Origin of the sequence: Microcella humidisoli (assembly GCF_024362325.1) — a bacterium.
In the GTDB taxonomy this organism is placed as follows: domain Bacteria; phylum Actinomycetota; class Actinomycetes; order Actinomycetales; family Microbacteriaceae; genus Microcella; species Microcella humidisoli.
The window spans coordinates 460,115-482,877 of record NZ_CP101497.1; the positions used below are offsets into that span (position 1 = coordinate 460,115).

Consider the following 22,763-nt stretch of genomic DNA (forward strand, 5'->3'; position numbering starts at 1 on the left):
TTCGGTGGTGGTCAGCGGCTTCAGGGGTGATCAGGAAGCGGGTTCGAGCCTACGCCAGTCGAGCGTCGCGGCATCGGCCGCCGAATCGGCGCCGACCACGGCGAACCGGGCGAAGCCTTCGGCGGTCAGCTGGTCGAGGGCGGCCTTCATGTTCTTGGGGCGCTTCAGCAGCCGCACACGAACCCCGCCGGCCACGAGCTGCGCCTTGAGCGTCATGAGCACGCCGAGCTCGACGTCGGCGTCGTACAGCAGCGCTGACGCGGCCGCGTCGTCGCCCTCGTCGAGGTCGACGAGGTCGATGAGCCGCTCGAACCCGAGCGAGAATCCCGTCGCGGGCACGTCGGCGCCGAGGAAGCGGCCGATCATGCCGTCGTAGCGCCCGCCGCCGCCGAGCGAGTAGCCGAGCTCGGGGTGCGCGACCTCGAAGATGGGGCCCGTGTAGTAGCCCATGCCGCGCACGAGGAAGGGGTCGAAGACGAGCGGCACCGCGCTCGAGGCGGCGACGGCCGCGGCGATTCCGGCGAGGTCGGCGAGCGCCTGCTCATCGACGCCGGCGGGCAGCACCGCCGCGATCGACTCCGCGGTGAGCGCCTGAGCCGCCGCAGGGGCCGCATGCGTCGCGGCCTCGGCCCCGAAGGCGGCGAAGGCGGGCACGGCCTGCAGGGCGGTGAGGGCCGCGGCGGGCATCCCGCGCTCGGCGAGCTCGGCGACGACGCCCGTCGTGCCGATCTTGTCGAGCTTGTCGAGGCTGATGAGCACGGCCGGGTGCGACTCGGCCGCGAAGCCGAGGGCGATGAGCATGCTCGTGAGAATGCGGCGGTCATTGATGCGGATGCTGCACCCGGGCACGCCGAGCGCGTCGAGCGCCGCGGCCGTCGCGGTGATGAGCTCGACCTCGGCGACGATGCCGGGCTCGCCGATGATGTCGATGTCGCACTGCACGAACTGCCGGTAGCGACCCTTCTGGGGGCGCTCGGCGCGCCACACCGGGGCGATCTGAATGGCCCGGAACACGCTCGGCAGCTGCCCGCGGTTGCTCGCGTAGAAGCGCGCGAGCGGCACGGTGAGGTCGAACCGCAGCCCGAGGTCGGCGAGGTCGAGCGGGCTCGTGGCGGCGGCCAGGTCATCCACCGTCAGGCCACGCTTCATGACCGCGTAGGCGAGCTTCTCGTTGTCGCCGCCGAGGCCCGAGAACAGTCGGGCGGAGTCTTCGACGACCGGCGTCTCGATCTCGTCGAAGCCGTGGGCGCGGTACACCGATCGCACGGTGGCCAGCACGCGCTCGCGCCGGGCCTTCTCGGTCGGCAGGATGTCGCGCATCCCCCGCGGGGGCGTCACAGCTGAGGCCATGACCTCGATTCTGTCACGCGGTCGACACGGCGATCAGCGCGGCGACGCGGTCGCGGTAGGCGTCGAGCGCGCGCTCGAAGGCCGCGGTGGCTCCCGAATCGTCGCGCGTGACGACGAGGTCGATCTGGAAGCCGTAGAGCTGATCGACGAGGATGCGCGCCTCGATGCGCGCCTCGGCGGTCTCGACGCCGAGCCGCTCGAGCGCCTGCGTGCCCCACTCGACCCAGCGCGCGTGCACATCGCGACCGCCCGCGCGCAGGGTGGGATCGGTCACCTCCATGAGCGCGGCCTCGAACTCGAGGCGCAGCAGCGCGCGCGTGGTCGGCTCGAGAAAGCCGATCCACGAGTCGCGGATCGCGGCGACATGCGCATCGAGCGAGGGGGCGATGGCGAGCTCGGCGTCGATGACCTGCTGCTGGCGTGCCGTGACCGCGCGGCTGATCTCGATGATGAGCTCGTTGCGCGTGCCGAAGTGGTACACGAGCGTGAACGGGCTGACCCCGAGCGCATCGGCCAGGGTGCGGAAGGTGACCCCCGAGAGCGGATGCTCGCGCAAGTGCTCGACGATGGCCGCGAGCAGCTCGGGCTTGCGGGCGGGGTCGGATCGGCGGGACACGCGATAAACATAACAAACGTTTGCTATCAGTACGAGTGTTATGTAATATCGGTTCCAGGTTGTTGCCGCGCTGTGCCCCGCGCCGAAACGACCTCCTCCGCCTCCCGGCGTCGCGGCCGGGCTTCGAACGTGGCCGCGCATCGGGGGATGCGTCGGCCCGCGCGTCGGCCGCGCCCGCTGTCAGCGGCGCGCGACGCGGGGCGCCTTCCGGCATTCGGGTTGCCGGAGGGCGCCCACCTCAGTGCGTCGAGCCTCAGGCGATGCGGCTGCCCGTCGGCAGCGTGCCCGCGGGCGTGCGCGTTCGAGCGATCGCGCCCCCGAGGGCCAGCGCGGCGAGTGCGATGTGGATCAGGAGCCCGACGAACCAGCTCGGCACCGTCGAGGCGAACGTCTCCTCCGGTGTCAGCGGCTCGTACGCCGAACTCGGGTCTCCGGCGAGCGCCGCGGCGCATTCGTCGACGACTGAATCGAGCTCGGGCGAAAGCTGAGCGCTCCGCACTCCGAAGGCGAACTGACCGAAGAGGTCTTGCGGGTAGCCGTTGCTGTCGAACGTCGTCGGCGCCGCATCCGCCAGCACCACGTAGGGGTTCGCCGCGAGGATGCCCCACACGTAGTCGAACCGGGGCACCGGGTAGCTGTACACCTCGGGCTCGAGGCACACGATCTCTTCGGGCAACCCCGTCGCGGGGTCGAACTCACCCCCCACCGAGTAGTCGATGCCGATGTAGGTCTGCGTCTGCTGCGACTGGAACGCGAGGCCGCCGAGCGTGAAGGCGATGAGCGTGCCGATGCTGAGCGCCGCGACCACGAGGTAGGTCGTCACGACCGAGAACAGCGGGCGCGACATGAGCCCCGAGAGCCCCACGCCGACCGCGGCGACGACGCCGAGCTCGAGCACGAGCACCCCGAGCGAGGCCGCGAGGGTATCGCCGCGCACTCCCCCGGCCAGCAGCGTGAAGAGCAGCGCGGGCAGCGAGGCGAGCAGGAACGTGAGAGCCACCGTCCACGCCGCGAGGAACTTGCCGAGCACGATCTGGCTCGAGCTCGCGAGGGTGACCTGCGTCGTCGCGAGCGTGCCCGCGTCGCGGTCGCCGTTGATCGCGGCGCCGCTGATGGCGGGCGTGACGAGCGTGCCGACAAGCAGCACGAAGTAGATGACGGTGGAGTAGACGCCCGCGCTGTCGGCGACGTCGCCGCCGAAAGCGGTGATGGATGCCCAGAGCAGTGCCGTGACGATGCCGACGAGCACGAACACGACGCTCACGAGCACGACCCACGCGACCGAGCGGATGCGCTGCCGCAGCTCGAGCTGCACGAGCGTGCCGAGGGTGTCGAGATAGCGGCTCATCGGTCGCCCCCCTCGGTCGTCGAGCGCGAGAGATCGAGGAAGGTGTGCTCGAGGTCGCCCACCGCCGGACCGAAGGCGACGATGCCGACGCCCGCGCCGACGAGGCGCGCGAGCAGCTGAGCGGCCTCGGCTTCGCCCGCCACCGGCACGGCGGTGCCGAGGTGGTCGGTCGCGCCGACGGCGACGCCGAGCCCCTCGAGGGCGGCGGCGAGCTGAGCGGGGTCGACCGCCCGGACGCGCCAGTCGCGCGCCTGCGCGCGACTGCGCTCGACGCGCTCGGCCGAGGCCGTGGCGCCGTGGTCGAGGTAGACGGCCGCGTCGGCCATCTCGTCGAGCTCGGCGAGCACGTGGCTCGACACGAGCACGGCGACACCGTCGCTCGCGAGCCGGCGAACGAGCTCGCGCAGTTCGACGCGCGCCACGGGGTCGAGCCCCGAGGCGGGCTCGTCGAGCAGCAGCACCCTCGGCTCGTGCACGAGCGCGCGCGCGAGGCTCAGTCGCTGCTTCTGCCCGCGGCTCAGCACGCGCGTGGGCTGCTCGGCAAGCGCCTCAAGCCCCACGAGCTCGATGAGCCGCTGCGCGCGGGTGCGCGCGGCCTCGGCATTCAGCTCGTACAGCCGGCCGGTGATCTCGAGCGTGCGGCGCACCGACACGCTGCCCCACGACCCCAGCACGTCGGGCATCCACCCCATCGCCTGGCGCACCGCCCGCGGATCGGCGACCGGATCATGACCCGCGATGCGGATCGTCCCGGCGTCGGGCCGCAGCAGCGTGGCGAGCATGAGCAGCAGGGTGGTCTTGCCTGAGCCGTTGGGACCGATGAGTGCCGTGACCGAGCCGGCCTGCACCTCGAAGCTCGCGTCGCGCACCGCGTGCACGTCGCCGAACGACCGGGCGACCCCCTCGACCGCGATGACCGCAGAAGAATTCATGAGGGTCAGTCAATCAGGTCGGTGGCGGTCGAGGGCGACTCACCATTCGTCTCGGCGCGCCGGATGCCCGACTCGAGCTCGGCGAGCGCCGACCGCAGCGCGCGCTCGGCCTCGAGGCCCTGCCCGCGCGCGCTCGCGACGAGCGCGAGCAGGCGTCGCCCCAGCTCGCCCTCGTCGACGGGCGGATCGTCGCTCGGTGCCACCGAGATTCCGAGCCCCTCGGCCCGGCCGAGCAGCTTCTCGGCCCGTTGCAGGGCGGGCAGACCCGTCGGCACGCCGTCGAGCACCGAGGTGCGCGCGGGCTTCTCCTGCCGCTTCCAGGTCTCCCAGTTGGCGGCGACCTCGTCGGCGGTGTCGGCCGTGACGTCGCCGAACACGTGCGGGTGCCGACCGACCATCTTCGCCGTGGCCCGGGCCGCGACATCCTCGATCGTGAACGGATGCTCCGCCCGAGCCGCCGCGATGTCGGCGTGGAACAGCACCTGGTAGAGCACATCGCCGAGCTCTTCGAGCACGTCGTCGGGCGTTCCGCGCTCGATCGCGTCGATGAGCTCGTGCGCCTCCTCCACGAGGTACCGCGTCAGGCTCTCGTGCGTCTGCTCCGCATCCCAGGCGCACCCTCCCGGGGCCCGCAGGTGCTCGAGCACGGCGATGAGCTGGTCGAGCTGGGGATGCGGCTGGGCGGCCAGCAGGGCGACGGGAGCGGAAGCGTCGGTCATGCCTCCATCATGGCCCGCCGCGAGCGCCGGTCGTCGGGCATCGCGGTCGCGAGAACGGCGGTGACGATCGCGCACAGCAGTGCGCCGACGAAGACCGCTTGCGATGCGGGGATGATCGCCTCCGGATCGACGACCGCTCCCGCACCCTCGCCGAGCACTCCCCCGCCCCCCGCCGCGCGGTAGAGGGTGTTGGCGACGGCGCCGAAGATCGCGACGGCGACTGCCTGGCCGACGGCGCGGGCGAAGAGGTTGGTGCCCGTGACGACGCCGCGCTCGTTCCATTCGACGCTCGCCTGGGCGGCGATGAGACTGGGGGTCGCGACGAGGCCGAGCCCGAGGCCGGTGATGAAGCAGGCGATTGCGGAGACGGCGACCGAGGGTGTCGCGGCGAGCGCGGCGAGCAGACCGGTTCCGGCGAGCACGAGCACCATGCCGATGAGCACGGTGATGCGGAAGCCGAGCGTCAGGTAGAGCCGGCCCGACAGCGATGCCGAGATCGGCCAGCCGATCGTGAGCGCGGCGAGGGCGAGCCCGGCGACGAGCGGCGAGACGCCGAGGGCCCCCTCGAGCGACACCGGCACGTACGAGGCGAGCCCGATGAGGATCGCCCCGACACCGACCGAGACGAGCGTCGTCGTGAGCAGCAGGCGTCGCGAGAACACCCACCCGGGCAGGATCGGCTCGGTCGCGCGCCGTTCGACCGCGACGAACGCGGCGAGCAGCAGGCCGCCGAGCCCGAAGGCCACGGCGCTCTGCCACGAGACCCACGCCCACGAGACACCGCCCTGCAGCACGCCGACGAGCAGCAGCCCGAGCGAGGCGGTCAGCAGCAGCGCGCCGAGCACGTCCACCTTGTGCGGCCGATGCTCGACGGTCTCGTGGAGGGAGCGGATGAGCATCCACCCCGCCAGGAGGCACAAGGGGATGTTGATGAAGAAGATCCATCGCCACGCGTCGAACTCGGCGAAGAGGCCGCCGAGGGTCGGGCCTATGACGGCCGAGGCGGCCCAGACGCTCGCGATGTAGCCCTGCACCTTCGCGCGCTCCTCGACCGAGTAGATGTCGCCCGCGATCGTGATGGCCATGGGCCCGATCGCGCCGGCGCCGATGCCCTGCACGGCGCGGAAGGCGATGAGGGCGGGCATGCTCCAGGCGAGGCCGCACAGGATCGAGCCGATGAGGAAGAGCCCGATGCCGATGAGGATGATCGGCTTGCGTCCCACCATGTCGCTGAACTTCGCGAACAGCGGCGTCGAGACGGCTTGCGCGAGCAGGTAGATCGAGAACAGCCAGGGGAACAGCTCGAACGATCCGAGCTCGGCCACGAGGGTCGGCACGGCCGTGGCGAGAATGGTGGCGTCGATGGCGACGAGCCCCGTCGTGACCATGATGGCGAGCAGGATGGGTCCACGCTCGGAGCGCAGGCCGACGGCGGCAGTCGAGGTCACGTCTGCGACGATAACCCCATGCTCCCGGAACTCGGCTGGATGCCGCGCCTCGCGGCTGCCCTGCTCGCCCTGGGGCTCATCGTGCTCTTCACCGTGCGCGCGCTGCGCAAAGACCGGCGCGAGTACGCGCGGTTCCGGCGCTACCGCTCGACCGCCCGGCGGCAGGCGATGATGCGGCGCTGGCTCGTCGAGTCGGCGGTGCTCTTCGGCGGGTCGGCCGTGCTCGTGCTGCTGCTCGTCGGTCCCGTCGTCGGCCCGCTGCTCGCGGCGACGCAGGCCCTCCCGCCGGTCGCGTGGCTGCGGGATGCTCTCGCCGGCGGCCTCGGCATCGGCCTGCTGATCGGCGCTCTGCTCGGCGTCGCCCTGCTGACCCTCGTCGGCGTGCGCAGCGCCCGCCGAGAGGGCGGCATCATCATGGTCGGCGACATCGCGGCCCTGCTGCCCCGCAACCGCCCCGAGCTCGGCTGGGGTGCGGCCCTCTCGGTGAACGCGGGAGTCGTCGAGGAGGCCCTCTTCCGGCTCGCGCTGCCCGCACTGCTCGTCATCGTGACGGGCGAACCGCTGAGCGCCTTCCTGCTCGCGGCGCTCGTCTTCGGGGCGCTGCACGCCTACCAGGGCTGGGCGGGCGTGCTCGCGACGGGCATCGTGGGGCTGCTCTTCACGGCGATCTACGTGCTGAGCGGCAGCATCGGCCTCGCGATGCTCGTGCACGCGCTGTTCGACCTGCGCACGCTCGTCGTCATCCCCGCCGCGGTGTATCGCGTGCACGAGGTGCCAGGCACCGTGCTCTTCCCGAAGCCGCTCGCGGTTCCGGCCCCAGCACCTGCCCCCGCCCCTCCGCACCCCTCGAGCGACCCGTCCTCCCGGTGATCGCCACGACGCCCGCGGGCTGACTGCGGGGTGGGCGGCGAACCCCGGTCACACTCCCGAATTGAAGGAACTCGAGGAGCGAAAGCCAGCAGGTTGTCCTTCACTTCGGGAGTGCGCGGAAGAAGAGGTGGTGCCAGGGCACCGCGCAGGCGGAAAGGGTGGGGAGCACCGGCCGGCTGGAGCATCAGCCGGCGGGCACATGAGCCAGCGCTTGAGCCGGATGGCACATGAGCCAGCGCTTGAGCCGGCTGGCGCATGGGGCGGCTGGCGAACTCAGCGGCGGGCGCGCGGGTCGCGGGGGCGCGCGGGGCGCGCGGGGCGCGGGGGCGCGCGGGGCGCGCGGGCGCGCGGTCTAGGCGCGAGCCCGGGAACGCGGCGTCGCGGGACCGTCAGGCCGAGGGCGTCGCGACCGCCTCGGAGGCGTAGAGGTTCGTCAGCACCTGGCCGACCCAGGTGACGAGGTCGTCGTCGCTCGCGGCGATCTGAGAGGACACCGCCGGCAGCGGCACCGTCGCCACGCGCTGCTGGCCGAACCACTTCGAGCCCGGGTACATGCGCTGCAGGCGCAGCTGCCGCGAGTCGGGCAGGTCGAGCCCGACGAGTCGCAGATTCGTGCCCATGACGACGACGTCGCTCAATCCCAGTTTCTGAGCCTGGCGGCGCAAGCGCGAGACGGCGAGCAGCGTGAGCACCGACGGGGGCGGGTCGCCGTAGCGGTCGGCGAGCTCCTCGAGCACGGCATCCAGCGCAGTGTCGTCGCTCGCCGGCGCGGTCGCCGTCGAGAGCTTCTGATACGCCTCGAGGCGCAGGCGCTCGCTCGCGATGAAGTCCTCGGGAATGTGCGCGTCGACGGGCAGCTCGAGCCGCAGCTCGGTCTGCTCCTCCGCCGCGTCGCCGCGGAACACGCTCACGGCTTCGCCGATCATGCGCAGGTAGAGGTCGAAGCCGACGCCGGCGATGTGACCGGCCTGCTCGGCCCCGAGCAGGTTGCCCGCGCCGCGGATCTCGAGGTCTTTCAGCGCGATCTGCATGCCGCCGCCGAGGTCGCTGTTCGCCGCGATCGTCTGCAGGCGATCGTGCGCGGTCTCGGTGAGCGGCTTCGACTCGTCGTAGAGGAAGTAGGCGTAGGCGCGCTCGCGCCCGCGACCGACGCGGCCGCGCAGCTGGTGCAGCTGCGAGAGCCCGTACTTGTCGGCCCGGTCGATGATGAGCGTGTTGGCGTTGGCGACGTCGAGGCCCGTCTCGATGATCGTCGTCGAGACGAGCACGTCGAACTTACGCTCCCAGAAATCGACCATGACCTGCTCGAGCAGCGACTCGCTCATCTGGCCGTGGGCGACGGCGATGCGCGCATCCGGAACCAGCTCGGCCAGGTGGCTCGCCACGCGCTGGATGCTCGAGACCCGGTTGTGCACGTAGAAGACCTGGCCCTCGCGCAGCATCTCGCGGTGGATCGCCGCCGCGACCTGCTTGTCGCTGTAGGGGCCGACGAAGGTCAGGATCGGGTGGCGGTCCTCGGGCGGGGTCGCGAGCGTCGACATCTCGCGGATGCCCGTCACGGCCATCTCGAGCGTGCGCGGAATCGGCGTGGCCGACATCGCGAGCACGTCGACGTTGGTCTTGAGCTTCTTGAGGGCGTCTTTGTGCTCGACGCCGAAGCGCTGCTCCTCATCGATGATCACGAGGCCGAGATCCTTGAACTCGATGCCCTGGCTGAGGATGCGGTGGGTGCCGATGACGATATCGACCGTGCCGCTCGCCAGCCCCTCGATGGTCTCCTTCGCCTCCTTGTCGCTCTGGAACCGGCTGAGCGCGCGCAAGTGCACGGGGAAGCCGGCGAAGCGCTCGGCGAAGGTCTCGAGGTGCTGCTTCACGAGCAGGGTGGTCGGCACGATCATCGCCACCTGCTTGCCGCCCTGCACGGCCTTGAACGCGGCGCGCACCGCGACCTCGGTCTTGCCATAGCCGACGTCACCCGCGAGCAGGCGGTCCATCGGGATGGGCGACTCCATGTCGCGCTTGACCTCGTCGATCGTCGTCAACTGGTCGGGGGTCTCGACGAAGGGGAACGCCTCCTCCAGCTCGCGCTGCCACGGCGTGTCGGGCGGGAAGGCGAACCCGCGGCTCGACATGCGCGCCGAGTAGAGCTTCACGAGTTCGACCGCGATGTCGCGCACCGCACGGCGGGCCTTGCCCTTCGCGGCCGCCCAGTCGCTGCCGCCCATCTTGCTGAGCGTCGGGGCCTCGCCGCCGACGTAGCGGCTCAGCAGGTCGAGCTGGTCGGTCGGCACGTAGAGCTTGTCGCCCGGGTAGCCGCGCTTGCTCGGTGCGTACTCGATCAGCAGGAACTCGCGCTGGCTCTTCACCGCGTTGCGGCCGCCCGTGCTGACCTCGCGCTGCACGAGTTCGAGAAAGCGCCCGATGCCGTGCGTCGCGTGCACGACGTAGTCGCCGGCCTTGAGCTGCAGCGGGTCGACGACGTTCGTGCGACGGATCGCGAGCTTCTTCGGCTGGCGCGAGTCGTAGCCGACCGCGCGCCCGTAGAACTCGGTCTCGCTCAGCAGGCCCAGCTGCAGCTCGGGCAGCTCGAAGCCATGCTCGACCTGCGCCTGCACGAGGTAGACGACGCCCATCTCGAGCTCGTCGGGCAGCTCGTCGACGATGCGCGCGGCCACCTCGTGCTCGCCGAGCACGTCCGCGGCCCGCTCGACCAGACCGTGGCCGGCCGCGACGACGACCATCGTCCAGCCCGCGCGCACGCGATCGACGACGTGATCGACCGCGCCGTCGCTGCGGCCCGAGAAGCCGGGAGGCTCGACCGCGTCGATGCGCACGACCTCCGGGTCGTCCGCATCGAAGGCGCTGATCGTGAACCAGTCGCGCTCCCCCGCGGCCTCGTGCAGGCCGGTGACGGTGACGAAGTCGCCGGCATCCAGGTCGATCGGCGACTCGGCGCCCGCCGTCGCCGCGTGCCACGCCGCCGTGAGGAATTCGCGGTTCGTCTCGAGCAGGCTCACGGCCCGACTCGCGACGCGCTCGGGGCTCAGAACGGCGATCGCCGCCGAGGCGGGCAGGTAGTGGGTGAGCGGCACGAGCCGGTCGACGAGCGCGGGCGCGAGGCTCTCCATGCCCTCGACGGGGATTCCTTCCCCGATCTTGGCGAGCAGCTGCCCCAGGCTCGGGAACTCGTGCTCCATCTCGCGCGCCCGCTGCCGCACGCTGTCGGTCAGCAGCAGCTCGCGGGTCGGCGGCAGCTCGACGACATCGATCTCGGTCGGTAAGGAGCGCTGGTCGGCGACCGAGAACTCGCGCAGCTGCTCGACCTCGTCGCCGAAGAACTCGACCCGCACCGGATGCTCGGCCACCGCCGCAAACACGTCGAGAATGCCGCCGCGCACCGCGAACTCGCCGCGCCGCGTCACCATGTCGACCCTGCTGTACGCGAGGTCGATGAGCCGGGAGGTGACCTGCGCCAGGTCGTAACCCCGACCCGCGCGGCGCAGCACGACGGGCTCGACCTCGGTGAGGCCCGGCACGAGCGGTTGCAGGGCCGCGCGCACCGAGGCCACGACGATGAGGTCACCCTCGGGAGCCGCCTCCCAGTCGCGGAGGGCCCGCAGCGTGCGGATGCGGCGGCCGACGGTCTCGGCACTCGGGCTGAGCCGCTCGTGCGGCAGAGTCTCCCACGCGGGAAGGTCGAGCACCGTGGCGTGCGGCGCGACGGCGGCGAGCGCCTCGCGCACCGCGTCGGCCTCACGACCCGTCGAGGCGATGGCGAGGAGGCACTGCGGGCCTTCGCGGGCATCCAGGATGCTCGCCAACAGCGGCACGCGCAGCCCCTCGACGACCGAGAAATCGGCGGAGTCGCGGGCGCTCTCGAGGGCGCGCTGCAGCGTGCGGGCGCGCGACAGGGCCGGGATCAACCGCTCGAGACTCACGTCGCACGAGTCTACGCGGCCCTCGCTGGGCGCTCAGGCACGGGGGGCGTGCACCTTCTGCTGCGCGGCGAGCAGGCCCTGCTCGACGATGAGCTCGACCGCATCGGCCGCGTCGTCGAGCACGAAGGGCAGACGGGTCTTCTCGGCGGCTCCGAAGTCACGCAGCACGTAGTCGGCGGCGTCCTGCCGCCCGGGCGGGCGGCCGATGCCGACGCGCACCCGCACGAAGTCGGGGGTGCCGAGCGCCTTGATGACGTCGCGCACGCCGTTCTGGCCGCCGTGCCCGCCGTCGGCCTTGAGCTTGATGGTCTCGAAGGGCAGGTCGAGGTCGTCGTGGATGACGATGACACGCTCGGGCGGAATGCCGAAGTAGGCGGCCGCGCTCGAGACGGGCCCGCCCGAGGTGTTCATGTAGCTGAGCGGCCGCGCGAGCACGAGCTTGGGTCCGCCCGGCCGCAGGCGCCCCTCGCCGAGCATCGTCGTCGTGCGGTGGCGGCCGAAGCGCGCGCCGATGCGCCGGGCGAGCTCGTCGAGCACCATCGCGCCGACGTTGTGGCGGTTGCCCGCGTACTCGGGCCCGGGGTTGCCGAGGCCCGCGACGAGCCAGGTGTCGGCGGCCGCCGACGACGAAGGGGCCGCATCGCGGCGGAACAATCCGACCACGGGCGACCCCTTCGCTCAGTGCGTGACAGCGGGCGACGCGCGCCCGCGGCGACTACTCGGCCTCGGCGGCCTCGGCAGCAGCGGTCGATGCCTCCGACGCGGCTGCGGCGAGCGCCTCCACGGCCTCGTCGTCGGCCGACGAGCCGGCCGGTGTCGTGATCGCGAGCACGAGGGCACCCGCGTCGGTGACGAGCGTCGTGCCCTTCGGAAGCTCGACATCGCCGGCGTGGATCTGCGTGCCGTCGGTCAGACCCTCGACCGAGACGGTGAGCGACGAGGGGATGTGCGTGGCCTCGGCCTCGACCGAGAGCGTGTTGTGGTCGACGACGACGATGGTGCCGGGGAACGAGTCGCCCTCGACGTGCACCGCGACATCGACGGTGACCTTCTCGCCCTTGCGCACGACGATGAGGTCGACGTGCTCGATGATCTGGCGCACCGGGTCCTTCTGCACGTCCTTGACGAGCACGAGCTCCTTGCTGCCCTCGATGTCGAGCGTCACGACGACGTTCGACTTGCGCAGCAGCAGCGCGGTCTCGTGGGCGGGAAGGGTCACGTGCTGCGGCTCGCCGCCGTGACCGTAGATGACGGCCGGGATGTGGCCGGCGGCGCGCAGCTTGCGGGCCGCGCCCTTGCCGAAGGACGTGCGCTTGCCGGCGCTGAGCTTGTTCTCGTCAGCCATGCTGATGTCTCCTTGATCGGTGGGCCTCGTGGCCCGGTCTGGGTGTCAACTCGAACGCGCGAGCGCGTGAGGAAAGCCGGATGCCTTGCCCACCGCGTCGATCACGGAGCGAAAAATCGCTCCCTCGCCGAAGTACAGTCGCTCAGTCTACCCGAGGCACGAGCAGGGCCGCGACGGCGGCCGCCAGCTCGTCGACGGAGCGCTCGGCGTCGAGCACGAGCACGCCCTCGTGCGCGGCCGGGGGCTCGAGCGTCGCGAGCTGCGAGTCGAGCAGCGCCGCGGGCATGAAGTGGCCCTCGCGGGCGGCGAGCCGGCGTTCGAGCGCCGCCCGATCGAGGTCGAGCAGGACGAAGCGGGCGAGCGGAGCATCCACCCGCAACCGGTCGCGGTAGGCCGCGCGCAGGGCGCTGCACGCCAGGATGCAGGGGGCCTCGGCGACGAGGGCAGCCGCGACCGCGTCGAGCCAGGGGGCGCGGTCGGAGTCGTCGAGAGGCGTGCCAGCCGCCATCTTCGCGACATTCGCCTCGGGATGCAGCGCATCGGCATCGAGGAACGTCACGCCCGCGCGCGCCGCCGCGGCAAGACCGACCGTGGTCTTGCCCGCGCCCGAGACCCCCATCAGCACGACGACGGTGGGCGGGTGTGGGGTCACCCGCCCACCGTATCGGGGGGCGGCCAGCACCGTTCGGGTCGGTGCTGGCCGGGTCGGTGGAGGCGCGGTCAGCGCAGGTCGAGCAGCACGCGGCTGGGAGCCGCGGGGTCGACGCGAACGCCGATCGTCGCGCCGGGCTGCACCTGCGGCAGCAGCGCCATCGGCACGACGGTCGTCGTCGTGACGGGCACGGGCACGCCCGCGGGCAGCAGCACGAGCAGGCCGAGGGCCACCTGCACGCCGTCGTTGACCATGACGCCCGTGCTCGCGAGCTGCGTCACCGTGGCGGTGGCCGACACGAACTCCGGCCCGGCGGCCTGGGTGGCCAGCTGGTTCTGGGCGATAAGGCCGTCCATCGTGGCCTGCGCCTGCGCGAGCTGCGCGCCGACGTTCATCGTCGCCAGGTTGTCGAAGCCCATCGTCGTGAGCTTGGCGAGGTTGGTGAGCACGCCCATGGTTACAGGGCCGTGTAGAGCTCGTTGAAGCGCGAGCCGACAGCGCGGTCGGCCTGGATGCGCGCACCCCAGCCCTCCTGCGCGACAGCCCAGTCGGCCGCCGAGACGCCGAGGCCGGCGGCCACGTCGACGAGCTTCGTGGTGTCGTAGCCGAAGGCCGCGATGCCCTTGCTGACCTTCGCGTAGGTCTCGAGCGAGACACCGGCGATGGGCTCGAGGGCCTCGGCGCTCGGGGCGCCGTAGGCCTGCTGGTTGGCGAGGTTCACGGCGGCCTGCGAGCCGACGGTGCCGGGCATGCCGACGGCGCCGTAGGCCGCGGGGTTCATGGCGGCCTGGGTCTGCGCCTGCGCGGCGAGGGTGTTGGCGCTCTCGATGAGGGCGGGGGCGGCGTTGATCGTGTCGATCATCGACTTGAACATGTTCATGGTGGGGCCTTTCTGGAGGGATGAACGGGGGTGGAACCTGATGTGTTCATCCTTCGCGCGCGGTCGCGGCCGCGACTGAGCATCCATTGCTCAATTCGAGGGATGCGGGTACCTAGCCGCGCGTATCCGCCCGCCCCTTCGGCTCTAGGCTTGACGTCATGACCACCACGCCTTCCCCCACCCCGGGTGCCGCCAACATCGGGGTCGTCGGCCTCGCCGTCATGGGTTCGAATCTCGCCCGCAACCTCGCCAGCCGCGAGGGCAACACCGTCGCGGTCTTCAACCGCTCCTACGAGAAGACCGAGACGCTCGTGACCGAGCACCCCGAGGCAGGCTTCATCGCCACCACGGACTACGCCGAGTTCGCAGCCTCGCTGCAGAAGCCCCGCACGGCGATCATCATGGTGCAGGCCGGCCGCGGCACCGACGCCGTCATCGACGCGCTCACCGAGGTCTTCGAGCCGGGCGACATCATCGTCGACGGCGGCAACGCGCTCTTCACCGACACCATCCGCCGCGAGGCCGCCGTGCGCGCCACGGGCATCAACTTCGTCGGCGCCGGCATCTCGGGCGGCGAGGAGGGCGCGCTCAACGGCCCCTCGATCATGCCCGGCGGCTCGGCCGAGGCCTGGGCCACCCTCAAGCCGATCCTCGAGTCGATCGCGGCCGTCGCCGAGGGCGAGCCCTGCGTCACGCACGTCGGCACCGATGGCGCTGGCCACTTCGTCAAGATGATCCACAACGGCATCGAGTACGTCGACATGCAGCTCATCGCCGAGGCCTACGACCTGCTGCGCCGCGTCGGCGGCCTCGAGCCCGCCGAGATCGCCGAGGTCTTCGCCGAGTGGAACACCGGCGAGCTCGAGAGCTACCTCATCGAGATCACCGCCGAGGTGCTGCGCCAGGTGGATGCGACGACCGGCAGGCCGCTCGTCGACGTCATCCTCGACCAGGCCGGCGCCAAGGGCACCGGCGCGTGGACGGTGCAGACCGCGCTCGACCTCGGGGTTCCCGTGTCGGGCATCGCCGAAGCCGTGTTCGCCCGCTCGCTGTCGTCGAAGCCCGCGCAGCGCGCCGCCGCCGCCTCGCTGCCCGGCAGCACGCAGGAGTGGCAGGTCGCCGACCGCGCTGCGTTCGTGGAGGACGTGCGCCGCGCGCTCTACGCCTCGAAGATCATCGCCTACAGCCAGGGCTTCGACGCGATCGTCGCCGGGGCAGAGCAGTACAACTGGGATATCAAGAAGGGCGACATCGCCAAGATCTGGCGAGCCGGCTGCATCATCCGCGCGCGCTTCCTCAACCGCATCACCGAGGCGTACGCGGCCGACCCCGCGCTCGTCGCGCTCGTGACGGCGCCGTACTTCGCCGAGGCCGTCGCCGGCGCCCTGCCCTCGTGGCGCCGCATCGTCGCGGGCGCGGCGCTCGCGGGCATTCCGACCCCCGCCTTCGCGTCGTCGCTCTCCTACTACGACGGCCTGCGCGCCGACCGCCTGCCGGCGGCGCTCGTGCAGGGGCAGCGCGACTTCTTCGGCGCGCACACCTACAAGCGCGTCGACAAGGAGGGCACGTTCCACACCCTCTGGAGCGGCGACCGCACGGAGATCAGCGCTACCGACGCGCACTAATGTTTTCTGTCGCGCCGCCGCTGCTGCGGCGCGACGCCGCTTCCGCGCGACGAGCGCGGTCGCCGCGCTTCGCGGGCGCGGCTCACGCTGAGCGCTGAGTGGCAGACTTGCCGTCATGGACGACGACGACCCGATCGAGCTACGCGGGGCGGTGGACGACGACGCCGGGGTTCCGGCGTGGGAGCGCCGCCGCCGCGTCATGCGCTGGGTCGCGCTCATCGCGCTGCTCGGGATGCTGCTGCCGACCGCCGTCGGAACCTACTCCGTCGCCCGCACCACGGCCGAGCAGTCGTGCCGGCTCGCGGTCGACTTCTACGCCAACGAGCGCACGCCCTCGCGCGTGGCGTTCGAGCTGCTGTCGGCCGACGCCGTGGGCTGGACGTGCTACGCCGTCACCCCGAGCGGCGACGTGCTCGTGGCGCTGCTCGGCCTGATTCCGGGGGCTCCGCGCCTCGTGCCGCGCACGCTGAGCTGACGCGGAGCATCGCGCGAGCATCCCGAACCGGGCGCACGGTTGGCACGCCGCGGGTTCTCCTGCCACACTGGAGGCGTTCCGCGCCTGCGAACGGCGCCCCGAGGCTCTCTCGAGGCGGCGTGACCCGTCGAGGAGCGGTGGTTGCCTTCATCGCTTCCGGTCACCTCAGTCGCATTGATTCGCGCGGAACCGATGCCGCTGCGCGGCCGTTCGGAGTACCCGAGCGGGCGCATCCGCATCGTCGACGAATAGTGAGGACCCCATCATGATCAGCATCGATCGCACCCGCCTGGCCGAGCTCACCGAGCGCGAGCAGCAGGCCTTCATCGCCGCCCGCCCGAAGTCGAAAGCGGCGTACGAGCGCGCCGAGCACCTCTTCGGCCGCGTGCCGATGACCTGGATGAACAAGAAGTCGGGTGCCTTCCCGATCTACCTCGACCGCGCCCACGGCAACCGCGTGTGGGACATCGACGGGCACGAGTACATCGACTTCGCCCTCGGCGACACGGGCTCGATGGCCGGGCACTCGAACCCCGTGGTCGTCGAGGCGATCACGCGCCGCGCCGGCGAGCTCGGCGGCCTCGTGACGATGCTGCCGACCGAAGACGCAGAGTGGGTCGGGGCCGAGCTGTCGCGCCGCTTCACGATGGACCGCTGGAGCTTCTCGCTGACGGCGACGGATGCGAATCGCTGGGCGATTCGACTCGTGCGCGCCATCACCGGAAAGCCGAAGATCGTCTTCCACTCGTACTGCTACCACGGATCGGTCGACGAGTCGCTCGTCGTCGTCGGGCCCGACGGCGAGAGCATGTCGCGCCCCGGCAACGTCGGCGCCCCCGTCGATGTCACGGAGACGTCGCGCGCCGCGGAGTACAACGACCTGCCGGGCCTCGAGCGCGCACTCGCGCACGGTGACGTCGCCGCGGTGCTCATCGAGCCCGCGCTCACCAACATCGGCATCGTCCTGCCCGAGCCCGGGTACCTCGAGGGCGTGCGGGCGCTGACCCGCCAGTACGACGCGCTGCTCATCATCGACGAGACGCACACCTTCTCGGCCGGGCCGGGCGGCATGACGCAGGCCTACAACCTCGAGCCCGATCTCGTGGTCATCGGCAAGTCGATCGGCGGGGGCATCCCGACCGGGGCCTATGGGCTGTCGGCCGAGTTCGCCGAGCGCGCGCTCGCCCGCACCGACCTCGACCTCGTCGACATGGGCGGCGTCGGCGGCACGCTCGCGGGCAACCCGCTCTCGGTCGCCGCCATGCGCGCGACGCTGGAGCACGTGCTCACCGACGAGGCCTTCGCGCACATGATCGACACGGCCACGTACTTCACTGATGGCGTCAACGAGTTGTTCGACCGCTACGACCTGCCGTGGGCGATCAACCAGCTCGGCGCGCGGGCCGAGTACCGTTTCGCGCGGCCGTACCCGATCAACGGCACGCTCGCGGCCGAGGCGGCCGACGGCGAGCTCGAGGACTTCCTGCACCTCTTCCTCGTGAACCGCGGCATCATGCTCACGCCGTTCCACAACATGGCGCTCATGGCGCCCATGACGAGCCGGGCCGACGTGGATGCCCACCACGAAGTGTTCGAGGCCGCGATCCGCGACCTGCTCGACGTCTAGGCCCGCGCGGCCCCACGCAACGGGGTGGCCGCGTTCGTGGGCGATGACGCCGAACGTTCAGGCTCATCGCCCACGAACGGCGTCTGCGCGACCGGGGCTAGGCGGCGCCGTCGAACAGAGCGGACCCGATGGCCGAGACGGCCATCGGCGCTGGCGTCGCGGCGACGGCGAGAAATCGCCGTCGCTCCTAGCTCCAGCGCGCGCTTAGGCGGCGCCGTCGAACATCGAGGTGACCGACCCGTCGTCGAACACCTCGTGGATGGCGCGCGCGATGAGCGGGGCGATCGGCAGCACCGTCAGGCGGTCCCAGCGCTTCTCGTCGGGGATCGGCAGGGTGTCGGTGACGACGACGCGGTCGACCGACTCGTGCTGCAGAATCTCGAAGGCCGGGTCGCTGAACACCGCGTGCGTCGCGGCGACGACGACGCCCGTGGCGCCCGCCTTCTTGAGCGCCTCGGCGGCCTTCACGATCGTGCGACCGGTGTCGATCATGTCGTCGACGAGCAGGCACACGCGGCCCTCGACCTCGCCGACGATCTCATGCACCGAGACCTGGTTGGGCACGAGCGGGTCGCGGCGCTTGTGGATGATCGCGAGGGGGGCGCCGAGCTTGTCGCTCCAGATGTCGGCGACGCGCACGCGGCCCATGTCGGGCGACACGACCGTGAGGGTCTCGGGGTCGAGCTGCGAGCGGAAGTGCTCGAGCAGCACGGGCATCGCAAACAGGTGGTCGACGGGTCCGTCGAAGAAGCCCTGGATCTGCGCGGCGTGGAGGTCGACGCTCATGATGCGGTCGGCGCCGGCCGCCTTGAACAGGTCGGCGACGAGGCGGGCCGAGATGGGCTCGCGGCCGCGGCCCTTCTTGTCTTGCCGGGCGTAGGGGTAGAAGGGCGCGACGACCGTGATGCGCTTGGCCGAGGCGCGCTTGAGGGCGTCGACCATGATGAGCTGCTCCATGAGCCACTCGTTGATGGGCGCCGCATGCGACTGGATGACGAAGGCGTCGCAGCCGCGCACGCTCTCGTCGTAGCGCGCGTAGATCTCGCCGTTGGCGAAGGTGCGGGCGTCGGTGTGCACGACGTCGGTCTGCAGGTACTCGGCGACGTCGTGCGCGAGCGCGGGGTGCGCCCGACCCGACACGATGACGAGGCGCTTCTGGCCGGTGATCTTGATGCTGGCCACGGGGTTCCCGCCTTCTGCCGCCGAGGCGACGATCGTGTGCTGGTCGCTTACGCCGGGTCGGGAGCGGTGCCGTCGGCGCCGCCATCCGTCTCGCTCTGGGGGGTGGATGCGGCCGCTGCCGCCGCGGCCGACGCTGTTCCCGAGCGGTGGGCCGCCACCCAGCGCTCGACGTTGCGCTGCGGGGCGACGTTCACCGCGAGGGCCCCGGCCGGCACGTCTTTGCGGACGACCGTTCCTGCTCCCGTGTACGCTCCGTCGCCAATCCTAACGGGGGCGACGAAGACGTTGTGCGAGCCTGTTCGCGCGTGCGAACCCACCTCGGTGCGGTGCTTGGCGACGCCGTCGTAGTTGGCGGTGATCGTGCCCGCGCCGATGTTCGTGCCCTCGCCGACGGTCGTGTCGCCGATGTACGACAGGTGCGGCACTTTGGCGCCGCGGCCGAGCGTGGAGTTCTTCGTCTCGACGAAGGTGCCGACCTTGCCGTTCTCGCCGATCACGGTGCCGGGGCGCAGGTAGGCGAACGGGCCGACGGATGCGCCCGCGCCGATCACGGCGAGCGTTCCGTCGGTGCGGCTCACGCGCGCATCCGGCCCGACCTCGCAGTCGGTGAGGGTCGTGTCGGGGCCGACGACGGCGCCGCGCGCGATCGCCGTGGCGCCCTTCAGCTGGGTGCCCGGCAGCACCTCGACGTCTTCGTCGAGGGTGACGGTGCGGTCGATCCACACGCTCGCGGGGTCGCTGATGGTGACGCCCGCGAGCTGCCAGCCGCGCACGATCATCGCGTTGAGCCGCAGCGCCGCGTCGGCGAGCTGCACGCGGTCGTTGACACCGGCGACGAGCCAGCTCTGCCCGGCGGGCAGCGCTTCGACCGCGTGGCCGTCGCCGCGCAGCAGCCCGATGACGTCGGTCAGGTACTTCTCCTGCGCGGCGTTGTCGGTCGACACGAGCGCGAGCTTCTGCCGCAGCGGAGCGACGCTGAAGACGTAGGTGCCCGAGTTGACCTCGGTGAGCGCCTGCTCGTCGACGCTCGCGTCTTTCTGCTCGACGATGCGGTCGAGGGCGCCATCACTGCCGCGCACGATGCGGCCGTACCCGGCAGCGTCGTCGAGCACCGCGCTCAGCACGGTCGCCGCCGCCGCGCGACTCCGGTGCTCGGCGAGCAACTCGGCGAGCGTGCCGGCGTCGAGCAACGGAACGTCACCCGAGACCACGAGCACCTCGCCGTCGAAGTCGGCCGGCAGTGCGGCGAGCGCCGCCTCGACCGCCCGACCGGTGCCGGGAATCTCGTCTTGGTCGGCGATGATCGCGTGAGCATCCAGCGCCGCGATCGCCTCGGCGACCCGGTCGCGCTCGTGACGCACCACGGCGATGACGTGCGCGGGCTCGAGTGCACGGGCCGTCGCGAGCACGTGCCCGACGAGCGGCACTCCGGCGAGCAGGTGCAGCACCTTCGGCGTCTGCGACTTCATGCGGGTGCCCGCACCGGCGGCGAGCACCACGACGGCGAGCTGCGAGTCGGTCATGCGTCCATCCTCTCGCACAGCGCGCGCAGTCGGCGCAGGTCGTCCGCCACGGCCGCGGCATCGGCGGCCAGCGCGGCGTCGTCCATGCCGGGCTGCCGCACGAGCGTGAAGACGAGCTCGCAGCCGTTGGGGGCGGGCTCGACGCGGAGGCGGTTGTGCACGGTCGAGCCGTCCGGCATCGTCACGTCATGATCCAGGATGCCCCGCTCGACATCCACGGCGAATACCGCTCGCACCCGCCCGAACGGAGCATCCACGATCCAGGCGCTGCCGTCGGCGACGGACTCGTCGCGCTGAATGCCCGAGGCGAACCCCGCCGCCCACTCGGGAAGTCGGCGAACGTCGGCCGCCACCGCCATGACCTCGGCGACCGTGCGGGCGACCCGCTCGCGAAGGAGCAGCTGGTTCGGCATGCCCGCCATTGTGCCGCGATTCAGCACTCGACGTAGTTGACGGCGAGGCCGCCCTCGCTCGTCTCCTTGTACTTGCGCGACATGTCGTCGCCCGTCTGCCGCATCGTCTGTACGACGGTGTCGAAGCTGATGAGGTGCGTGCCGTCGCCGTGCATCGCCATGCGGGCGGCTGCCACGGCCTTGCCCGCGCCGATCGCGTTGCGCTCGATGCACGGCATCTGCACGAGGCCCGCCACGGGGTCGCACGTGAGGCCGAGCGAGTGCTCCATAGCGATCTCGGCGGCGTTCTCGATCTGCTCGTTGGTCGCGCCGAGCAAGTGGGCAAACCCCGCGGCGGCCATGGATGCGGCGGAGCCGACCTCGCCCTGGCACCCCGCTTCCGCCCCCGAGATGCTCGCGTTCGACTTGATGAGCCCGCCCATGACCGCCGCGACGAGCAGGAACTCCTCCCGCGCGACATCGGCGTCGGCCACGCGGATCACGTCGAGCGCGTGCCGCATGACGGCCGGGATGATGCCCGCGGCCCCGTTCGTCGGCGCCGTCACGACGCGCCCACCCGCGGCATTCTCCTCGTTGACGGCGATCGCGTAGGCCTGCAGCCATTCGAGCGAGCAGTCGCGCTCGGCCGCGGCGTCGAGCGCCCGCAGGTTGTCGGCCATCGCGGCCGCCCGGCGCGGGACCTTGAGGCCTCCGGGCAGGATGCCCGTGCTCGACAGCCCCGCGTCGATGCAGTCGTCCATCGCCCGCGCGATCGTGCGCAGCGCCGCGCTCGTCGCCGCCTCGCCGCGCACGGCGGCCTCGTTGGCGCGCGCGAGCTGCGCGATCGTGAGCCCGTGCTCGCGGCACAGGCGCAGCAGCTCGTCGGCCGTGTCGAAGCGGTACGGCACCTCGACCGCACCCGCCTCCCCCGCATCGTCGCCGTCGCGCTCGACGAAGCCGCCGCCGACCGAGTAGTAGGTCTCCTCGGCGAGCACCGCGCCGGTCGCGTCGCGCGCCGTGAGGCTCAGGGCGTTCGGATGCCGCGGCTTGAGCTCGCGCGGAGCGAAGCGCAGCCATGCGGCCGCGGTCGGCGCGCCGGCCGCGCCGCTGGCCGCGCCGTCCGAGGAGCTCGGGGCCTCGGCTGCGGAGGTCGCCCCCGTGGCCCGCACCGCGCCGGGCACCGCGTCGACCGTCGGCACGATCGTGATGAGGTGCGTGCCGCCGAGGCGCAGCATCCCGCGATCGGCGTCGGCGACCACGCGCTCGACGTCGTCGCGCGTGACCGTCTCGACCGCCAGACCGCTCAGGCCGGCGAGCACCGCGCCGGGGGTTCCGTGGCCGACGCCCGTCGAGCCGAGCGAGCCGAACAGCACGCACTCGACGCTCGCCACCTGGTCGAGCCGGTCGCCCAGCCCGTCGACGAAGGCGCTCGCCGCGCGCAGCGGGCCGACCGTGTGCGAGCTCGACGGCCCGATGCCGACCTTGAACAGGTCGAGGGCCGAGATGAACGCACGCTCGGCGAGCGGGGTGGCGAGGGCTACGGGGATGCTCACACGGGCTCCTTGGCACGGGCCGACCGGCACTGCCACGGGTGGGGCAGCTGCACGACCGGAGGTGGGTCGACGGCGCAGCGGAGCCCGGGTGCGGGCGCCGTCGAACCGCTGCGCCCATTCTGGCGCAGGTCGTTCGCGGCCGCACGATCTGCGAGGTGCGCGTTGGCGCGCTGTGCCGACGTCGAAGTAGTCCGAAAATCGCACTATCGCCCGAACGTTCGACGCACAATGCGACGAACGGGCTCAATCGCGGGAGCGGAGCAACTCGCACGCGCGGAGCGAGGTACT

20 protein-coding genes are annotated in these 22,763 nt (G+C 71.7%); 4 read left to right on the forward strand and 16 right to left on the reverse strand.

Annotated features, from left to right (window positions below; all coding sequences use genetic code 11):
* Nucleotides 1-30: 30 nt before the first annotated feature.
* The 6 genes from hisS to NNL39_RS02220 all read right to left on the reverse strand — a co-directional run bounded on the left by hisS (nucleotide 31) and on the right by NNL39_RS02220 (nucleotide 6,353).
* A complete protein-coding gene (gene hisS / locus NNL39_RS02195; protein WP_255160072.1) occupies nucleotides 31-1,350 on the reverse strand; it encodes a histidine--tRNA ligase in 1,320 nt (439 codons plus the stop codon).
* Between the two features lie 13 nt (nucleotides 1,351-1,363).
* The gene (locus tag NNL39_RS02200) at nucleotides 1,364-1,966 is read right to left on the reverse strand and encodes a TetR/AcrR family transcriptional regulator (RefSeq protein ID WP_255160073.1); all 603 of its coding nucleotides are present in this window, start codon (nucleotides 1,964-1,966) and stop codon (nucleotides 1,364-1,366) included.
* A 253-nt stretch (nucleotides 1,967-2,219) separates the two neighbouring features.
* Nucleotides 2,220-3,314: an ABC transporter permease gene (locus NNL39_RS02205; protein ID WP_255160074.1), complete on the reverse strand. Its 1,095-nt coding sequence runs from the start codon at nucleotides 3,312-3,314 to the stop codon at nucleotides 2,220-2,222.
* Nucleotides 3,311-4,246, reverse strand: a complete 936-nt coding sequence (locus NNL39_RS02210) for an ABC transporter ATP-binding protein (RefSeq protein ID WP_255160075.1) — start codon at nucleotides 4,244-4,246, stop codon at nucleotides 3,311-3,313. The genes NNL39_RS02205 and NNL39_RS02210 overlap by 4 nt, the downstream gene beginning before the upstream one ends.
* Nucleotides 4,247-4,251: 5 nt before the next feature.
* Nucleotides 4,252-4,965 carry a MazG family protein gene (locus NNL39_RS02215; protein WP_255160076.1) on the reverse strand — a complete coding sequence of 238 codons (714 nt, stop codon included), beginning with the start codon at nucleotides 4,963-4,965 and terminating at the stop codon, nucleotides 4,252-4,254.
* Nucleotides 4,962-6,353 carry an MFS transporter gene (locus NNL39_RS02220; RefSeq protein WP_255160870.1) on the reverse strand — a complete coding sequence of 464 codons (1,392 nt, stop codon included), beginning with the start codon at nucleotides 6,351-6,353 and terminating at the stop codon, nucleotides 4,962-4,964. Before NNL39_RS02220 ends, NNL39_RS02215 begins: the two co-directional genes overlap by 4 nt.
* A 78-nt stretch (nucleotides 6,354-6,431) precedes the next feature.
* Here NNL39_RS02220 and NNL39_RS02225 point away from each other — a divergent pair, with 78 nt between their 5' ends.
* On the forward strand, nucleotides 6,432-7,283 hold the full coding sequence (locus NNL39_RS02225; RefSeq protein WP_255160077.1) for a CPBP family intramembrane glutamic endopeptidase: 852 nt from the start codon (nucleotides 6,432-6,434) through the stop codon (nucleotides 7,281-7,283).
* A 389-nt stretch (nucleotides 7,284-7,672) separates the two neighbouring features.
* On the opposite strand, the gene mfd is transcribed toward NNL39_RS02225, so the two are convergent.
* The 6 genes from mfd to NNL39_RS02255 all read right to left on the reverse strand — a co-directional run bounded on the left by mfd (nucleotide 7,673) and on the right by NNL39_RS02255 (nucleotide 14,098).
* Nucleotides 7,673-11,221: a transcription-repair coupling factor gene (gene mfd, locus NNL39_RS02230; protein WP_255160078.1), complete on the reverse strand. Its 3,549-nt coding sequence runs from the start codon at nucleotides 11,219-11,221 to the stop codon at nucleotides 7,673-7,675.
* A gap of 33 nt (nucleotides 11,222-11,254) precedes the next feature.
* Entirely contained in the window at nucleotides 11,255-11,884 is a 630-nt protein-coding gene (gene pth / locus NNL39_RS02235; protein ID WP_255160079.1) for an aminoacyl-tRNA hydrolase, read from the reverse strand.
* Nucleotides 11,885-11,936: 52 nt separating this feature from the next.
* Entirely contained in the window at nucleotides 11,937-12,566 is a 630-nt protein-coding gene (locus NNL39_RS02240; RefSeq protein ID WP_255160080.1) for a 50S ribosomal protein L25/general stress protein Ctc, read from the reverse strand.
* A gap of 142 nt (nucleotides 12,567-12,708) precedes the next feature.
* Nucleotides 12,709-13,218, reverse strand: coding sequence for a gluconokinase (locus tag NNL39_RS02245; RefSeq protein WP_255160081.1), 510 nt, complete (start codon nucleotides 13,216-13,218; stop codon nucleotides 12,709-12,711).
* 68 nt (nucleotides 13,219-13,286) lie between these two features.
* Complete coding sequence (locus NNL39_RS02250; protein ID WP_255160082.1) at nucleotides 13,287-13,673, reverse strand: hypothetical protein; 387 nt, start codon at nucleotides 13,671-13,673, stop codon at nucleotides 13,287-13,289.
* A gap of 2 nt (nucleotides 13,674-13,675) precedes the next feature.
* Nucleotides 13,676-14,098: a hypothetical protein gene (locus tag NNL39_RS02255; RefSeq protein ID WP_255160083.1), complete on the reverse strand. Its 423-nt coding sequence runs from the start codon at nucleotides 14,096-14,098 to the stop codon at nucleotides 13,676-13,678.
* Nucleotides 14,099-14,256: 158 nt separating this feature from the next.
* Between NNL39_RS02255 and gndA the strand changes: the two genes are divergently transcribed.
* From gndA to NNL39_RS02270, 3 genes are all read left to right on the forward strand, one after another.
* A complete protein-coding gene (gndA, locus tag NNL39_RS02260; RefSeq protein WP_255160084.1) occupies nucleotides 14,257-15,723 on the forward strand; it encodes an NADP-dependent phosphogluconate dehydrogenase in 1,467 nt (488 codons plus the stop codon).
* Between the two features lie 115 nt (nucleotides 15,724-15,838).
* A complete protein-coding gene (locus NNL39_RS02265; RefSeq protein ID WP_255160085.1) occupies nucleotides 15,839-16,198 on the forward strand; it encodes a hypothetical protein in 360 nt (119 codons plus the stop codon).
* A gap of 265 nt (nucleotides 16,199-16,463) precedes the next feature.
* Nucleotides 16,464-17,825, forward strand: coding sequence for a transaminase (locus NNL39_RS02270; protein ID WP_255160086.1), 1,362 nt, complete (start codon nucleotides 16,464-16,466; stop codon nucleotides 17,823-17,825).
* Between the two features lie 204 nt (nucleotides 17,826-18,029).
* Here the strand turns inward: NNL39_RS02270 and NNL39_RS02275 are convergent, their stop codons facing one another.
* The 4 genes from NNL39_RS02275 to NNL39_RS02290 are packed head-to-tail and all read right to left on the reverse strand — an operon-like array spanning nucleotide 18,030 to nucleotide 22,475.
* The gene (locus NNL39_RS02275) at nucleotides 18,030-19,007 is read right to left on the reverse strand and encodes a ribose-phosphate diphosphokinase (protein WP_255160087.1); all 978 of its coding nucleotides are present in this window, start codon (nucleotides 19,005-19,007) and stop codon (nucleotides 18,030-18,032) included.
* Nucleotides 19,008-19,054: 47 nt separating this feature from the next.
* A complete protein-coding gene (gene glmU / locus NNL39_RS02280) occupies nucleotides 19,055-20,530 on the reverse strand; it encodes a bifunctional UDP-N-acetylglucosamine diphosphorylase/glucosamine-1-phosphate N-acetyltransferase GlmU (protein WP_255160088.1) in 1,476 nt (491 codons plus the stop codon).
* The gene (locus NNL39_RS02285; RefSeq protein WP_255160089.1) at nucleotides 20,527-20,943 is read right to left on the reverse strand and encodes an SRPBCC family protein; all 417 of its coding nucleotides are present in this window, start codon (nucleotides 20,941-20,943) and stop codon (nucleotides 20,527-20,529) included. Before NNL39_RS02285 ends, glmU begins: the two co-directional genes overlap by 4 nt.
* 20 nt (nucleotides 20,944-20,963) lie before the next feature.
* A complete protein-coding gene (locus NNL39_RS02290) occupies nucleotides 20,964-22,475 on the reverse strand; it encodes an L-serine ammonia-lyase (protein WP_255160090.1) in 1,512 nt (503 codons plus the stop codon).
* Nucleotides 22,476-22,763 lie beyond the last annotated feature (288 nt).